The organism is Geodermatophilus sp. URMC 64, assembly GCF_053502555.1.
Genome location: NZ_CP199955.1, coordinates 2253416 through 2268016, shown reverse-complemented (window position 1 = coordinate 2268016; position 14601 = coordinate 2253416). Strand labels below are relative to the sequence as shown.

The window sequence follows — 14601 nt, the reverse complement described above, 5'->3', positions numbered from 1 at the left end:
CTCGGCCGGTCCCCCCGGCAGACCGCTCAGGAGACGAAGACGCCGGCCTCGGCGTCGGTGTCGGCGAACTCGTCGGCGCCGAAGTAGGCGGCCTCGACCTGCTCCCGGCGGGCCAGCAGGTCGCGGGCGCCGCCCTGCAGCACCACGCGCCCGTGGTTGAGGATGATGCCCCGGTCGGCCACGGACAGCGCGAGCTCGATGTGCTGCTCGACGAGGACGACGCCGATGCCCTCCTCCTTCGCCAGGTCGCGGATCGAGGGCAGCATCTCCTGGACGATCTTCGGCGCGAGGCCGAGGCTCATCTCGTCGATCATCAGCACCTTGGGCCGGCCGAGCAGCGCCTTGGCGATGGTGAGCATCTGCTGCTCGCCACCGGAGCACAGCCCCACCTTGCGGCCCAGGAGGCCACGCAGGGCGGGGAACCGGTCGAGCACCGCCTCCTCGCGCCCGGGGTCGGCCTTGCGGGCGGCCAGCCGGAAGTGGTCGCGCACCGTGAGGCCGTAGAAGACGCCGCGGTCGTCGGGCACCAGCAGCACGCCGCGGCGGGCCAGCTTGTGCGGTCGCTTGGCGTCCACCGCCGTCCCGAGCGCGGTCACCGACCCGGACATCAGCGGCACGAGGCCGACCATCGCCAGCAGCGACGTCGTCTTGCCGGCGCCGTTGGGTCCCAGCATCGCGACCACCTCGCCGGGGGTGAGGTCGAAGCTGAGGTCGCGGATGGCCGGCACCCGGTTGTAGCCGGCGGTCAGCCCCTGGACGCTGAGCACCGGCTCGGCGGTCGGGGTCGTGGAGCGGGCGGGATCAGACATCGGCGGTCTCCATGGGGACTCCGAGGTAGGCGGCGACGACGGCCGGATCGGTCCGGGCGGCGTCCGGCTTGCCGGAGAAGATCAGCCGGCCGAACTCGAGCACGTAGACGACGTCGCAGACGCCGAGCACGAGGGACATGTCGTGGTCGATGAGCAGGATCCCGGGGCCCTGCTCGGCGATGCTGCGCACGCGCGTGGCGAACTCGAGGCTCTCGTGCGAGTCGAGCCCCGCAGCGGGCTCGTCGAGCAGCAGCAGCTCGCACCGTCCGGCCAGCGCCCGGGCGACGCCGACCAGCTTCTGCTGGCCCAGGGTCAGGTCGCGGGCGAGCGAGCCGGCGACGCCCTCGAGGCCGACGGCGGCCAGGGCGCGGGCGACGATCTCGTCGCCGCTCCGGGCGCGGCGGCCGAACACGTCACGCCAGAGCGCCGCCACACCGCCCGGCCGCGCCGCCACGAGGATGTTCTCGGCGACGGTGAGGTTGCCGAACAGCTCCCCCGACTGCCAGGTCCGGGTCAGGCCGATCTCGCGGCGCTTGTGCGGCGCCAGCCCGTCGATCCGCCGGTCGCCCAGCCACACCTCCCCCGTGGAGGCGGTGAAGCCGGTGACGGCGTCCACGAAGGTGGTCTTGCCGGCGCCGTTGGGCCCGATCAGGCCCACCACCTGCCCGGGCTCGACGGTCAGCGAGACGTCGGAGTTGGCGACCACGCCGCCGTAGCGGACCGTCAGCCGCTCGGTGCGCAGCCCTGCGGAGTGCTCAGACACCGGTGGTCATCCTCGGGGTCTCGACGGGACGGGCGGGCTCGGCGGCGGCCTCCGCCGGTGGTCGGTCCGGCTCGGTCCGCCACCCGCGGCGCAGCTTGCGCGAGAGCCACTCGACCTGGTGGCGGGTCTCCCCCGCGATGCCGGACGGGTTGAGGATCGCCGTGGTGATCAGGCCGATGCCGGTGATCAGCGCGTACGCGTTGCCGAGGTCGAACCACTGGTGCAGCGCGGTGTAGACCAGCCCCAGCGGGCCGAGGACGCCGGCGACGAGGGCGCCGCCGAACGAGGTGATCCCGCCGAGGTAGGCGACGGCGAGGATGGTCAGGCCGACCACCACCGAGAACGACTCCGCCGACAGCTGCCCCTGGCTGTAGCCGATCAGGCAGCCGGCGATGCCCGCGATGAAGGCCGACAGGCCGAAGCCGATCAGCTTCGTGCGGCGGACGTCGATGCCGGCGGAGGCGGCCGCCCGCTCGTTGGCCCGCACCGCGAGGAACGCCCGCCCGGTGTCGCCCCGGCCGATCCGAACGAAGAGCAGGACGACGAGGACCAGCACCACCAGGACCATCAGGGAGAACGACAGCCGGGACAGGTCACGCCCGGACCGGACGGCGAAGTCCAGCCCGAACAGGGTGGGACGGCCGATCGGGTTCCCGGTGGCCGGCGTGAGGCTGTAGTTGTCGAACACGAACCGCTCGATCGCCAACGCCGCGGCGATGGTGACGATCGCCAGCTGCACCCCGCGGATCCGGAAGGCGGGCAGCGCGACGAGCATGCCGAGGACGGCGGCCACCAGCGCGCAGGCCAGGATCGCCAGCGGGAAGGGCACGTCCCACGCGGTCGTGAGCTTGGAGAGGGTGAAGCCGGCCGCCCCGGCGAACGCCGACTGGGCCAGCGAGATCTGCCCGAGGAACCCGGTGATGACCACGTAGGACAGCGCGAGCATCGCCACGATCAGCGAGGTGGTCAGCCCGAACCGGTAGGTCGGGTTGAAGAACACCAGGCACAGCACCGCCACGGCGATCAGCGCCGCCGCCTTCCACGGGACGATCCGCGGGATCACCACGTCGGGCAGCCGGACCATCTGCAGGGTGCCGCGGGCGGGCAGCCGCTTGCCGAAGGCGAACAGGATCACCATGACGACCAGGAAGGGCAGCACCTGGTCCAGGCCCGACTGCGCCCACGTGGGCCACCAGCTGCGGGTCGACAGCAGCGAGAGCTCGGACTGGAAGACGCCCAGCGCGAGGGCGCCGGCGACGCCGAGCCAGATCGACTCGAGCTTGGCGACCAGGACGACGGCGAGGGCCGGGACGACCAGCAGGGTGTAGTTGGTCGGGGAGAGGCCGGTGAGGACGCCGCCGAGCATGACCGCCACCGTGCTGACCAGCGAGCCCATGACGAGGGCGATCAGCGCCAGCCGGTCGGCCGAGAAGCCCATGAGGACGGCGCCGCGCTCGTTCTCCGCCGCGGCGCGGGTGGCCCGGCCGCTGTGGGTGAACCGCAGGTAGGCCCAGACGAGGGCGGCCAGCACCACCATGACCGCGGCCATCACGAGCTCGCGGACCGGCAGCTCGAGGCCGCCCACCGCGAGGTCGCCCTCCGGCAGGAAGTTGTCGACGTGCAGGCTGTTGGGGCCGAAGCGGATGACCGCCAGCGCCTGCAGCGTGACCATCAGGCCGATGGACACCACGACCTGGGCCAGCGCCGGCGCCCGCCGCACCGGGCGGAACACCAGGTAGTGGGCGATGACGCCCAGCAGGAACGCGTTGACCAGCCCGATGAGCAGGGACAGCGCGACGCCGGGCGGCTCCGGGAAGTACAGCGTGCCGATCGGCAGGATCAGCTCGCCGTCGTCGACGAGCTTGGCGAAGACGTAGGCGCCCCACATGGCCATGGCGCCCTGGGCGAAGTTGATGATCCCGGTGGCGCGGTAGACGAGCAGCAGCCCCGTCGACAGGCCGACATACACCGCGCCGAGCCCCAGTCCGAGCGCGGCGAATTCGATCAGCGTGGTCATCGGGAACTCCGGGATTCGGCGGGGCTCAGGAACACTTGGTTGACGTCACGGTCAGGTAAGCGGGCGGCCGGCTGTCGGCTCAGTCGCCGGCGAGGCCGGCGGCCTTGAGCGCGAGGGACTTCGCGCGGGTGATGTCGTAGTGCCGCCGGGTGACCAGCCGCTGGGCGAACATGCCGCCACCGGACTGCAGGTTGGTCACGTGGTGCCAGCCGCCGTAGGCGTCGGCGGTGGTGTCGCGGATGGCGTGGAACAGCTTGGTGCGGTATTCACCGCTGACGCCGTCCCCCGTCGACATGTACTTCTCGAGGTAGGGCCGCAGCGTCTCGTTGTCGAAGTCGGCCATCGACGGGGCGGTGAGGACGGCGCCGCCGGCGATGTCGTGCAGGTGCCGGACCATCACGCTGAACTCCGCGGCACCCTGGAACTTCGTGACGTTGGTGTACATGTCGTCGGGGTAGTAGTAGCCGTCCGGCGTGGCGTGCGCGTGCAGCAGCGCCGCCTCCAGCCCCGCCCGCAGCAGCGTGGCGTGGATCATCATCAGGTCGATCTTCTCCCTGACGTGGCTGATCTTCGCCGTCCCGTTGGCCTCGGCGATCAGCTGGGCCAGGCCCACCAGCTCGTCGGCCTGCTCGACCATGAACGCCGTCCCGCCGAGCCGCTCCCACAGGCCGAGGGAGTGCGCGAAGACGGCCGCCTGGGGCGCCTGCCCGTCGAGGAACACCCGCTCGTTGGGCACGAACACGTCGTCGAAGATGACCATGCTGTCCGGAACGCTGTCGCGCGAGCTGGTCGGGTGGTCGCGCTCGTCGCGGCCGTAGGGGTGGTACGTCGTGTTGGTCACGTGCACGCCGGGGGCGTTGACCGGGACGGCGGCGCAGATCGCCCAGTCCTCCTCGCCCGGCTTCATGTTCTTGGTCGGCATGACCATCAGGTCGTGGCCGAGGGCGGCGGCGCTGATGTGCAGCTTGGCGCCGCGGATCACCACGCCGTCGGGACCACGGTCGACCACCCGCACGTAGGAGTCGGGGTCGTCCTGGTCGGCGGGGTGCTTGCTGCGGTTGCCCTTGGCGTCGGTGATGCACTCGGTGATGCGGATGTCGCGGCGCTTGGCGTCCTCGACGTAGGCGTGGATGCGCTCGACGTACTGCGGCCCCACCGGCTCGATCCGCGGCGCGGCGACCAGCAGGGTCATCAGCGACTGGTAGGTGACGTTGAGCAGCAGGTCCATCTCGAGCAGGACCGGGATCTTGTCCCGCAGCTCCTCGGGGCTGCGCGGGCCGTCGATGAGCGGGTTCACCGCACCCGGCTCGGCGGAGTAGTGCTTGTCGTAGCCGGCGGCGGCGACCTCCATGGGCACGGCCAGCGCCGGCTCCGTGGCGAAGTCCTCGACCAGGCGGCCGGCGAAGTAGACCTTCCGGCCGTCCTTGAGCGAGTCCTTGTACTCCTGTCCGGTCAGCATCCGCGGAGGCTCCTGTCGGTCTCGAGGGAGTGGGGTGACGGCCCCGGAGTGAGCTTGACGTCGAAGTCACATTTGCAGTGGCACCGGTCACTGTCAAGGGACCGCGGGCGTTTTTCGGCGTCCCGCCGCCGGCCGTTCGCGGGCAGGCCGGCGGCCGCCGGGAGCGGGTGCTCCCGGCGGCCGCCGATGCGTGCTGTTGCCGGCCTCTCAGATGCCTCGGCTGGGGCCGTGCGCGTCGTCCGCGAGGCCGGCCACGACCAGCGCCGCGTGCTTGGCGGCGTCCATGTCGTAGTGCTTGCGGGTGACGATCCGCTGGGCGTAGAGCCCGCCGCCGGCCTGGACGTTCGTGACCTGCTTCCAGCCGCCGTAGGCGTCGGCGGTCAGGTCGCGGATCGCGTGGAACAGCCGGGTGCGGTACTCGCCGTCGACGTCGGCCCCCGTGGACATGTACTTGCGTGCCAGCGGCCCGACCTCGGGGTTCTCCAGGTCCAGCAGGGAGGGCGCGGTGACCACCGCGGCGCCGGCGATGTCGTGCAGGTGCCGGACCATCAGGTTGTAGCTGGCCGCGCCGGTGTACTTGCCGGCGTTCGTGTACAGCTCGTTCGGGAAGACCGCGCCGAACACCCCCGTCTCCGCGTGCGTGAGCGCCGCCTCCAGGCAGGCACGCACCACGGTGGCGTGGATGATCATCTCGGAGATCTTCTCCTTGACGTGCCCCACCCGCGTCAGGCCGTTGGCCTCGGCGATCAGCTGGGCCAGGCCCACCATGACGTCGGCGCCGTCGGCCATCGAGGTGAGCCCGCCGAGCCGCTCCCACAGGCCCAGCGAGTGCGCGAACACGGCGGCGTGCTCCACCTCGCCGTCCAGGAAGACCCGCTCGTTGGGCACGAAGACGTCGTCGAAGATGACGAAGCCCTCCGGAAAGGACTCCAGGCCCGAGACCGGGAAGTGCCGGGGGTCGGGGTGCCGCGGCGCGTACGTGGTGTTGATGATCTTCACGCCCGGCGCGTTGACCGGGATCATCGCCGCGACGGCGTAGTCCTCCTCCCCCGGCTTCATCGCCTTGGTGGGGATGGTCATCAGCTCGTGGCCGAAGCTGGCCGCGGTGATGTGCAGCTTCGCCCCGCGCAGCACGATGCCGTCCGGCGAGCGGTCGACCACCCGCACATAGGCGTCGGGGTCGTGCTGGCGGGCGGGCGGCAGCGACCGGTCGCCCTTGGCGTCGGTGATGCACTGGGTGATCCGGATGTCGCTGTGCTGCGCCGACTTCGTGAACGCGTCGATCCGCTCGACGTATTGCGGGCCGGCCGTGGCCAGCCGTCCCGCGGCGGTGGCCAGCGTCATGATCGAGGTGTAGTTGACGTGCGCCATCATCCCGGCGCTGTGCACCAGCTCGACCTTGTGCCGCAGCTCGTCGGCCGTCCGCGGGATGCCGCTGACCGGGTTGACGCCGTCCACGGCCCGCTCGGCGAGCCAGTCGTAGCCGTCGGCCACGTTCTGCACGACCTGGCCGAGGACGGGGTGGCCGGGGAGGTCCTTGACCCGCTCGCCCTCGAAGTACGTCGCGCGGCCGTCGTCGAGCGTCGCCTTGTACTGCTCACCTGTCAGCACGGGGTTCTCCTCCGTTGGTCTGGGCCCGGCCGCGGGCGAGGACGCCCGCCCGGCGGTTCTCCACCTCGGCCGGGTCGAACCCGGCCATCCACTCCTTGGAGGTCCGGGCCTCGACCTCGAGGCCCTCCCCCACGAGCTCGCGCTCGATGTCCTTGTACGAGCGCAGCAGCCGGCGCACGCCGGGCTGGTGGTTGCCGACGATCGACGCCGCCACTGCACGGGCCGCCGGCAGCAGCTGCTCGTGCGGGACGACCTCGGTCACCAGGCCGGTGCGCAGCGCCTGCTCGGCGGAGAGGTAGTCGCCGGTCAGGCTCATCCGCCGGGCCGTCCCCCGCCCGACGGCGAGCGGCAGCAGGACCGACAGCCCCCAGCCGGGGAGCACGCCCACCCGCGCGTGGGTGTCGGCGAACCGGGCCCGCTCGGAGGCGACGAGGATGTCGCAGTTGAGCGCCAGCTCCAGCCCACCGGTCACGGCCACGCCGTTGACCGCGCCGATCACCGGCTTGGACAGCGGCGGCCACGGGAACCACGACGGGACGCCGTCCTCCCGCGACCCCGCGGACAGGTTGTCCGCCGAGCTGCCCAGCTGCTTGAGGTCCAGGCCGGCGCAGAAGGCCGGATCGGCGCCGGTGAGGATGACGACGTCGACGGCGTCGTCGTCCTCCAGCTCGCGCATCGCCGACCGGAGCGCCGCGATGAGCTCGGCCGAGAGCGCGTTGCGCGACTCCGGCCGGTTCAGCGTGACCGTCGCGACGCGGTCGGCCGCCTCGACGAGCAGGACGTGATTCATCAGCGGCCCTGCCAGACCGGCGGCCGCTTCTCCGCGAAGGCGGTGGCGCCCTCCCGGGCGTCGGCCGACGTCGCGACCGGGCGGGCGATCGCGTCCTGCTTGCTCCAGGCCTCGTCCTCGGTCCAGTCCTTGGACTCGACGATGATCCGCTTGCTGGCGATCAGCGAGAGCGGGCCGTTGGCGGCGATCTCCGCGGCCAGCCGCAGCGCGGCGTCCAGGGCCTGCCCGTTCGGCACCAGCCGGTTGACCAGGCCGAAGTCGTGCATCCGCGGCGCCGGCACGTGGTTGCCGAGCAGCGCCAGCTCCATCGCCGCGTGGTACGGGATGCGCCGGGGCAGCCGGAGCAGCCCGCCGCCGGCCGCGACCAGGCTGCGCTTGACCTCGGGGATGCCGAACGACGCCCCCTCCGCGGCGACGACGAGATCGCAGGCGAGCACGATCTCGAAGCCGCCGGCCAGCGCGTAGCCCTCGACCGCGGCGATGAGCGGCTTGGCCGGCGGCCGCTCGACCAGGCCCGCGAAGCCGCGGCCCTCGACGACCGGGTGCTCGCCGCGGACGAACGCCTTGAGGTCCATCCCGGCGCAGAACGTGCCGCCGGTGCCGGTGATGACGCCGACGCGCAGGTGCGGGCTCTCGTCGAGCCGCTCCATGGCCTCGGCGACCGCGGTCGCCAGCGCCTCGTTGACCGCGTTGCGGGCCTCGGGGCGGTTGAGGGAGACGACGAGCACGCCGTCCCCCTCCTCGGTGAGCACCTCGTCGCTCATGGGACTCCTTCGTCCGTAGGGGGTTTCAGTCGAGGACGGCGGCGGCGAGCCGCTCGGCCGCGGCGGCACGGCCGCCGAGCAGCGCGGCATCGCTGACGGCGCGCTTGTAGTACAGGTGCGCGGGGTGCTCCCAGGTGAAGCCGATGCCGCCGTGGACCTGCACGGTGTTCTTGGCCACCCGCAGGTAGGCCTCCGCGGTGACGACGGTGGCCAGATCGGCGGCCAGGCGGGGGTCGTCGACGCCGGTGTCGGCGGCCCAGGCGGCGTGGTAGGCGGCCGACCGGGCGTGCTCCACCTCGACCAGCATGTCGGCGCACCGGTGCTTGACCCCCTGGAAGGAGCCGATCGCGCGGCCGAACTGCAGCCGGGTCTTCGCGTACTCGACGGACAGGTCGAGCAGCCGCTGCGCCCCGCCGACCGCCTCCGCGGCCAGGACGACGGCGGCGACGTCCCGCGCGCCGGCCACCGCTGCGGCGGCCTGGCCCGGGTCCCCCACCGCGCGGGCGGGCACGCCGTCGTGGCGCAGCCGCGCCTGCCGGCGGGTCAGGTCCAGCACCGACTGCGGTTCCCGGGTCAGGCCCGCGGCGCCGCCGTCGACGGCGAACAGGCCGGTCCCCGTGTCGGTGGCGGCGAGCACGAGCACGGTGTCGGCCGCGCCGCCGTCGAGCACGTGGGCCTGCTCGCCCGTGAGCCACCAGCCGCCGTCGTCCTTGGCGGCCCGCACCGTCGGCTGGGCCGGCGCCCAGGCGCCGCGGTCGTCGGTGGCGGCCAGCGCCACCACCGCCTCGCCCTCGGCGATCGCCGGCAGCAGCTCCTTGGCCACGTCGTCGTCGCCGGCCAGCCGCAGCGCGGTCGCGGCGAGGGCGACGGTGCTCACCAGCGGCGCCGGAGCGACCGCGCGGCCGAACTCCTCGGCGACGACGGCAAGGTCGACCAGCCCGGCCCCGGCGCCGCCGAGCTCCTCGGGGACGGCGAGGCCGAGCAGGCCGACGTCGCGGCCGAGGCGCCGCCACACCTCGCGGTCGAACCCCTCGGCGGTCTCCATGAGCCGCCGCACCTCCGGCTCGCCGAAGCGCTCCGTGGCGAACTCGCGGGCGACGGCCCGCAGGTCGCGCTGCTCGGGGGTGAACTCGAACTCGACCATCAGAAGGTCCCTCCATCGACGACGATCCGCTGGTCGTTGACGTACGCGCCGTCGGGCCCGACGAGGAACCGCACGACGCGGGCGATGTCCTCGGGGGCGCACACGCGGCCGAACGGCGAGCCCTCGTCGAGCTCGTGGATGTCGTCGACGCTGCGGGTCGCCCGGGCCAGCCGGCGGCCCATCTCGGTGTCGGTCAGGCCGGGGGCGACGATGTTGACGTGGACGCCGTGGCGGCGCTCCTCCTGGGCCAGGGTGTGCGCCAGCGCCTCGACCGCGGCCTTGCCCATGTTGTAGGGCGCGCCGTTCGCGTGCCACGTCGAGGCGGCGATGCTGGAGACGAACACGACGTCCGAGCGGTCGGCCCGGCGCAGCTGCGGCAGCGCCGCCCGCACCAGCTGGTGCGGCCCGATCGCGTGCACCGCGAGCACCCAGGACAGCTCCTCGACCGTGGTCTCGGCGACCGGCTTGCCCCGGCTGGCGACGCCGGCGTTGCTCACCACGATGTCGAGCCCGCCGAAGCGTTCGACCGCGGTGGCCACCGCCGCCTCCGACGACGCGGGGTCGTCGACGTGCGACTCGACCGCGACCGCGGTCGCGCCCTCGCCGGCGAGCTTGTCGACCAGCGTCTCGGCGGCCTCGCGGTCCCGCCGGTAGGTGAGGACGACGGCCGCGCCGGAGAGCGCCAGCTCGGTGCTGATCGCGGCGCCGATGCCGCGCCCGCCGCCGGTGACGAGGGCGACGCGGCCGGCCAGCGGCCCGGTGGAGGGCTCAGCCACGGGGCACCTCGCTCCACGGCTTGCCGGTGTCGACCCGGACGTCGCCGGGCAGGCCGAGCAGCCGCTCCCCCAGGATGTTGCGCAGCACCTCGGAGGTGCCGCCCTCGATCGTGTTGGCCCGGCTGCGCAGGAACCGCCGCTGCAGGTCCTCCCCGTCCACGGGCGGCGGCGCGCCGTCGGGACCGGTCTCGTACCCGCTGTAGAGCGAGGCCTCGACCCCGAGCATGTCCATGCAGAACTCGTAGACGGCCTGGTTGAGCTCGGCGCCGACCAGCTTGCTGATGCTGCCCTCCGGGCCGATCTTCTCGCCGCCCTCCACCCGCTGCCGGTCACCGGTGAGCCGGGCGGCGTCGGCGGTGGCGAACAGGTGGACCAGCCGGTCGCGGAGCGCGGGGGTGCGCAGGTCGGGCCGCTCGCGCCAGAGCCGCAGCGCCGAGCCGATGCTGCCGCTGCCGCGCACGCTGCTGCCGCCGCCGATGGCGTTGCGCTCGTTCATCAGCGTGGTCATCGCGACGTGCCAGCCCTGCCCGACCTCGCCGAGCCGGTGGGTGTCGGGGATCCGGGCGTCGCGCAGGTACACCTCGTTGAACTCCGCCTCGCCGGTCATCTGGCGCAGCGGGCGGACCTCGACCCCGGGGTCGGTCATGTCGAGGACGAAGTAGGTCAGGCCCTTGTGCTTGGGCTGGTCCGGGTCGGTGCGGGCCAGCAGCAGCGCGCGGCGCGCCTTGTGCGCCGAGCTGGTCCAGACCTTCTGGCCGTTGACGATCCAGGTGTCGCCGTCCAGGACGGCGCGGGTGGCCAGGCCGGCGAGGTCGGAGCCGGCGCCGGGCTCGCTGAACAGCTGGCACCAGATCTCGTCGCAGACGTAGTCCGCCCGCAGCAGCTCGGCAGCCAGCTCGCGGGAGGCGTGCGCCATCACCGTCGGGCCGGCCATGCCGTAGCCCATCGGGTTGAGCCAGAACGGGTTGGGCCCGCCGGCGCCCTGCAGGATGCCGTCGGCGACGGCCTGCAGGCCCGGCGCGACGCCGAGCCCGCCGAAGCCCTCGGGGAAGTGCACCCAGGCCAGTCCGGCGTCGAAGCAGGCGCCGAGGAAGTCCCGCTGCGGGGTGGTCGCCGGCGGGTGCTCGGCGACCACCCGGCGGGCGGTCTCGGCGACGAGGTCGCGGTCGGTCACGGACACCCCTCTCAGGCCGTGTCGGATCAGGAGTCGAGGAAGTCGGGCGTGCGGCGCTCGCGGAAGGCGGTCGCTGCCTCCCGGTGGTCGCCGGTGAACGAGCTGAGGATCTGGGTGCGGTTCTCGATGTCGATGCCGGCCTGCAGGCTGCCGATCTCGAGCTGGCTCCACATGACCTCCTTGGTCATGCGGACGCCGAACGGCGAGTTGGCCAGCACCAGCCGCGCCGTCTCCAGGGCCGAGTCGAGGACCTCGCCGTCCGGCACCACGCGGGTGACCAGGCCGATGCGGTCGGCCTCGGCGGAGTCGATGATCCTGCCGGTGAGCAGGAGCTCGAAGGCGCGCGAGGCGCCGACCAGCCGCGGCAGCAGCCAGCTGACCCCGATGTCGCAGCCGGACAGACCGAGCCGGACGAAGGCGACGTTGTAGCGGGACGACGCCGCCCCGATCCGCACGTCGGAGGCCAGCGCGAGGGCCAGGCCGCCGCCGGCCGCCGGCCCGTTGACCGCGGAGATCACCACCTGCGGCAGGGCGCGCAGCTTGGGCACCAGCGCGGCGATGTGCTTCTGCACGGCCAGCCCCGCCTGCGGGGTGCGCGTGGCCCGGTCGGGGCCGCCCATGTCGAAAGCGGTGAGGTCCAGCCCGGCGCAGAACCCGCGGCCGGCGCCGGTCAGCACCAGCACCCGGACCGACGGGTCCTCGGCGAGCGCGTCGAGGACGGCGTGCAGCTCGCGCAGCAGGTCGTGCGAGAGCGCGTTGAGCCGCTCCGGCCGGTCGAGGGTGAGCACGACGATGCCGGGCTCCGGCGCCGCGAGGCGGATGGTGGTGAGGTCGGCCGGCAGCCCGGCGGGCAGCACGGCCCCTGGGTCGACGGACGAGGTGGTGGTGGTCACGCGGGTTCCTCTCAGCCTCGGGAGCGCTGGTTGAACGGGAGGTCCTTCTCCGGATCGGGGTCCTTCGGCAGCCCCAGCACGCGCTCGGCGATGATGTTGCGCTGGATCTCCGAGGTGCCTCCGGCGATGCTGGTCTGCTTCATCGTGAGGAAGTCGTAGGCCGAGCCGGGCAGCCCGCTCCCGGCCGGCCAGCCCAGGACGCCGACCGGGTCGGCCTCGGCGGCCAGCACGCCGGCCTGCTCCTGCAGCCAGGAGCTGATCAGCTTGCGGATCGAGCCCTCGGCGCCCACCGGCCCGGTGCCCGTCTCGACGAACGCGCGCACGGTGGTCATCTGCAGCACCCGCTCCTCGACCAGGTAGGACAGCAACCGGTCGCGCAGCAGCGGGTCGGCCCAGGTGCCGGTGCGGGCGGCCAGCCGGGCCAGCTCCTCGCCCTTGCCCTCGCCGACGCCGGGCCGGCCGGACAGGCCGTTGCGCTCCTGCATCAGCGTCGTGATGCCGACCGCCCAGCCGTTGTTCAGCCCGCCCAGCAGGGCGTCCTCGGGCAGGACGACGTCGTCGAGGAACACCTCGTTGAACTCCGCGTCGCCGTTCATCTGCCGCAGCGGCCGCGGCTGCACGCCGGGGGTGCGCATGTCGACGAGGAAGTAGGAGATGCCGCGGTGCTTGGGCAGCGTCGGATCGGTGCGGGCCATGAGGATGCCCCAGTCGGCGAAGTGCGCGTAGGAGTTCCACACCTTCTGGCCGTTGACCCGCCAGGTGCCGTCCTCCTGCCGCTCCGCCCGGGTGGCCAGCGACGCCAGGTCCGAGCCGGCGCCGGGCTCGCTGAACAGCTGGCACCACTGCACCTCGCCGCGCCGGATCGGCGGGAGGAAGCGGCGCTTCTGCTCCTCGGTGCCGTGCGCCAGGATCGTCGGGCCGGCCAGGCCGCGGCCGATGAAGGCGGGGCTGTCGTGGTCGGCCGAGTAGCGCAGCAGCACGTCGGAGATCGCGCCGGCCTGCTCGGCGGACAGGCCGAGGCCGCCGTGCTCGCGCGGCCAGGACGGCGTCGCCAGGCCGGAGTCGCCGAGCAGCGCGAACCAGGCGCGCATGCCCTCGGCGTCGGCGCGGTGCGCGGCCACGGCCGCGCGGTCACCGTCGAGCACCGCCTTGAGCCAGGCCGGGGGCAGGTTCTCGTGCAGCCAGCGCTCGGCGGCCGCCGCCACCTCCTCCTCGGAGGCGTCCGGGGACAGGTCGAGCAGGGCGGTCATGCCGGCACCTCCGCGAGCTCGGGCAGGACGACGGGGACGAGCGCGGCGCGGTGCTCGGCCGGGGAGCCGGCCAGGCTCGCGTCGGCCCGGGCCCGCCGCAGGAACAGGTGGGCGTCGTGCTCCCAGGTGAAGCCCGTGCCGCCGTGCAGCTGGATGGTGTCCTTCGCCGTCTGCAGGAACGACTCCGAGCAGTAGCTGGCGGCCACGGCCGCGCCCATCGCGGCGTCGGCCGAGCCGGGCTCCTGCCAGGCCGCCCAGTACGCCGCGGAGCGCGACATCTCCAGGCGCACCGCCATGTCCGCGAGCCGGTGCTTCACGCCCTGGAAGGCGCCGATCGGCCGGCCGAAGGCCCGCCGGGTGCGGGCGTGCTCGGCGGTCATCTCGACCAGCGTGCTCATCGCGCCGACCTGCTCCGCGGCGAGCAGCACGGCGGCCGCCCGCCGGACGTGCTCGAGGACCGCCGCTCCCCCGCCGTCCTCGCCGACCGGCCGGGCCGGGACGTCGCGCAGGTGCAGCCGGGCCATCGGCCGGGTGAGGTCCAGGGTGTCCAGCCGCTCGGCCTCCAACCCGTCGGCGTCGCGGTCGACGGCGTACAGCGACAGGCCGCGGTCGCCCTGCGCGAGGACGAGCACCAGGTCGGCGTCCGCGCCGTCCAGGACCAGCTCCTTGACCCCGGAGAGCCGGACGTCCCCGCCGGACCCGGTGGCCCGGGCGGCGATGCTCGCCGACGCCCAGCGGCCGTCGCGCTCGGCGACCGCGAGGGTGGCGGTGCGCGCGCCCTCGGCGAGCGGCGGCAGGTGCTCGGATTGCGCGTCGGCGTCCCCGGAGGCGCGCAGCGCCTCGGCCGCCAGGACGACGGTGGAGAGGAACGGCCCGCCGAGCAGCGCGCGGCCCATCTCCTCGAGCACGATCGCGAGCTCCACCCACGAGCCGCCGCTGCCCCCGTGCTCCTCCGGGACCGCGATGCCCTGCAGCCCGGCCTGCTGCGCCATCGCCGTCCACAGCTGCGGGTCGTGCCGGGTGCCGGCCTCGGCCAGCTCCCGGGTCCGGCCCAGCGGCGCGCGGCTGCGCAGCAGCTTCCGGGTGCCCGCCCGGAGGTCCTGCTGCTCCGGCGTCCAGGTGAACTCCATCGTTCGCCTCCTGCTCGGGGG

General features: G+C 73.6%; 13 protein-coding genes. All 13 read right to left on the bottom strand.

The window, feature by feature from the left end; genetic code table 11:
- Window positions 1-26: 26 nt before the first annotated feature.
- Window positions 27-809, bottom strand: a complete 783-nt coding sequence (locus tag ACWIYF_RS11125; protein ID WP_448628191.1) for an ABC transporter ATP-binding protein — start codon at window positions 807-809, stop codon at window positions 27-29.
- Window positions 802-1572 (bottom strand): ABC transporter ATP-binding protein, encoded by a 771-nt coding sequence (locus tag ACWIYF_RS11120; RefSeq protein WP_448628190.1) that lies wholly within the window; start codon window positions 1570-1572, stop codon window positions 802-804. The genes ACWIYF_RS11125 and ACWIYF_RS11120 overlap by 8 nt, the downstream gene beginning before the upstream one ends.
- A complete protein-coding gene (locus ACWIYF_RS11115; protein WP_448628189.1) occupies window positions 1565-3589 on the bottom strand; it encodes an ABC transporter permease in 2025 nt (674 codons plus the stop codon). Before ACWIYF_RS11115 ends, ACWIYF_RS11120 begins: the two co-directional genes overlap by 8 nt.
- Before the next feature lie 79 nt (window positions 3590-3668).
- Window positions 3669-5048, bottom strand: a complete 1380-nt coding sequence (locus ACWIYF_RS11110) for a 4-hydroxyphenylacetate 3-hydroxylase N-terminal domain-containing protein (protein ID WP_448628188.1) — start codon at window positions 5046-5048, stop codon at window positions 3669-3671.
- Window positions 5049-5255: 207 nt separating this feature from the next.
- Complete coding sequence (locus ACWIYF_RS11105; protein WP_448628187.1) at window positions 5256-6659, bottom strand: 4-hydroxyphenylacetate 3-hydroxylase N-terminal domain-containing protein; 1404 nt, start codon at window positions 6657-6659, stop codon at window positions 5256-5258.
- A complete protein-coding gene (locus tag ACWIYF_RS11100) occupies window positions 6646-7449 on the bottom strand; it encodes an enoyl-CoA hydratase (protein WP_448628186.1) in 804 nt (267 codons plus the stop codon). The genes ACWIYF_RS11105 and ACWIYF_RS11100 overlap by 14 nt, the downstream gene beginning before the upstream one ends.
- Entirely contained in the window at window positions 7449-8213 is a 765-nt protein-coding gene (locus tag ACWIYF_RS11095; RefSeq protein WP_448628185.1) for a crotonase/enoyl-CoA hydratase family protein, read from the bottom strand. Before ACWIYF_RS11095 ends, ACWIYF_RS11100 begins: the two co-directional genes overlap by 1 nt.
- Before the next feature lie 25 nt (window positions 8214-8238).
- Entirely contained in the window at window positions 8239-9357 is a 1119-nt protein-coding gene (locus ACWIYF_RS11090; RefSeq protein ID WP_448628184.1) for an acyl-CoA dehydrogenase family protein, read from the bottom strand.
- Window positions 9357-10133: an SDR family NAD(P)-dependent oxidoreductase gene (locus ACWIYF_RS11085; protein ID WP_448628183.1), complete on the bottom strand. Its 777-nt coding sequence runs from the start codon at window positions 10131-10133 to the stop codon at window positions 9357-9359. Before ACWIYF_RS11085 ends, ACWIYF_RS11090 begins: the two co-directional genes overlap by 1 nt.
- Complete coding sequence (locus tag ACWIYF_RS11080) at window positions 10126-11307, bottom strand: acyl-CoA dehydrogenase family protein (protein ID WP_448628182.1); 1182 nt, start codon at window positions 11305-11307, stop codon at window positions 10126-10128. Before ACWIYF_RS11080 ends, ACWIYF_RS11085 begins: the two co-directional genes overlap by 8 nt.
- 26 nt (window positions 11308-11333) lie before the next feature.
- Window positions 11334-12200: an enoyl-CoA hydratase/isomerase family protein gene (locus ACWIYF_RS11075; protein ID WP_448628181.1), complete on the bottom strand. Its 867-nt coding sequence runs from the start codon at window positions 12198-12200 to the stop codon at window positions 11334-11336.
- An 11-nt stretch (window positions 12201-12211) separates the two neighbouring features.
- The gene (locus ACWIYF_RS11070) at window positions 12212-13450 is read right to left on the bottom strand and encodes an acyl-CoA dehydrogenase family protein (protein WP_448628180.1); all 1239 of its coding nucleotides are present in this window, start codon (window positions 13448-13450) and stop codon (window positions 12212-12214) included.
- Complete coding sequence (locus ACWIYF_RS11065) at window positions 13447-14580, bottom strand: acyl-CoA dehydrogenase family protein (protein WP_448628179.1); 1134 nt, start codon at window positions 14578-14580, stop codon at window positions 13447-13449. The genes ACWIYF_RS11070 and ACWIYF_RS11065 overlap by 4 nt, the downstream gene beginning before the upstream one ends.
- Between the last annotated feature and the right edge of the window lie 21 nt (window positions 14581-14601).

Coding starts and splice junctions, on each gene's coding strand:
- ACWIYF_RS11125 (WP_448628191.1), bottom strand. CDS start 809: ATGTCTGATCCCGCCCGCTCCACGACCCCGACCGCCGAGCCGGTGCTC.
- ACWIYF_RS11115 (WP_448628189.1), bottom strand. CDS start 3,589: ATGACCACGCTGATCGAATTCGCCGCGCTCGGACTGGGGCTCGGCGCG.
- ACWIYF_RS11110 (WP_448628188.1), bottom strand. CDS start 5,048: ATGCTGACCGGACAGGAGTACAAGGACTCGCTCAAGGACGGCCGGAAG.
- ACWIYF_RS11100 (WP_448628186.1), bottom strand. CDS start 7,449: ATGAATCACGTCCTGCTCGTCGAGGCGGCCGACCGCGTCGCGACGGTC.
- ACWIYF_RS11095 (WP_448628185.1), bottom strand. CDS start 8,213: ATGAGCGACGAGGTGCTCACCGAGGAGGGGGACGGCGTGCTCGTCGTC.
- ACWIYF_RS11090 (WP_448628184.1), bottom strand. CDS start 9,357: ATGGTCGAGTTCGAGTTCACCCCCGAGCAGCGCGACCTGCGGGCCGTC.
- ACWIYF_RS11070 (WP_448628180.1), bottom strand. CDS start 13,450: ATGACCGCCCTGCTCGACCTGTCCCCGGACGCCTCCGAGGAGGAGGTG.
- ACWIYF_RS11065 (WP_448628179.1), bottom strand. CDS start 14,580: ATGGAGTTCACCTGGACGCCGGAGCAGCAGGACCTCCGGGCGGGCACC.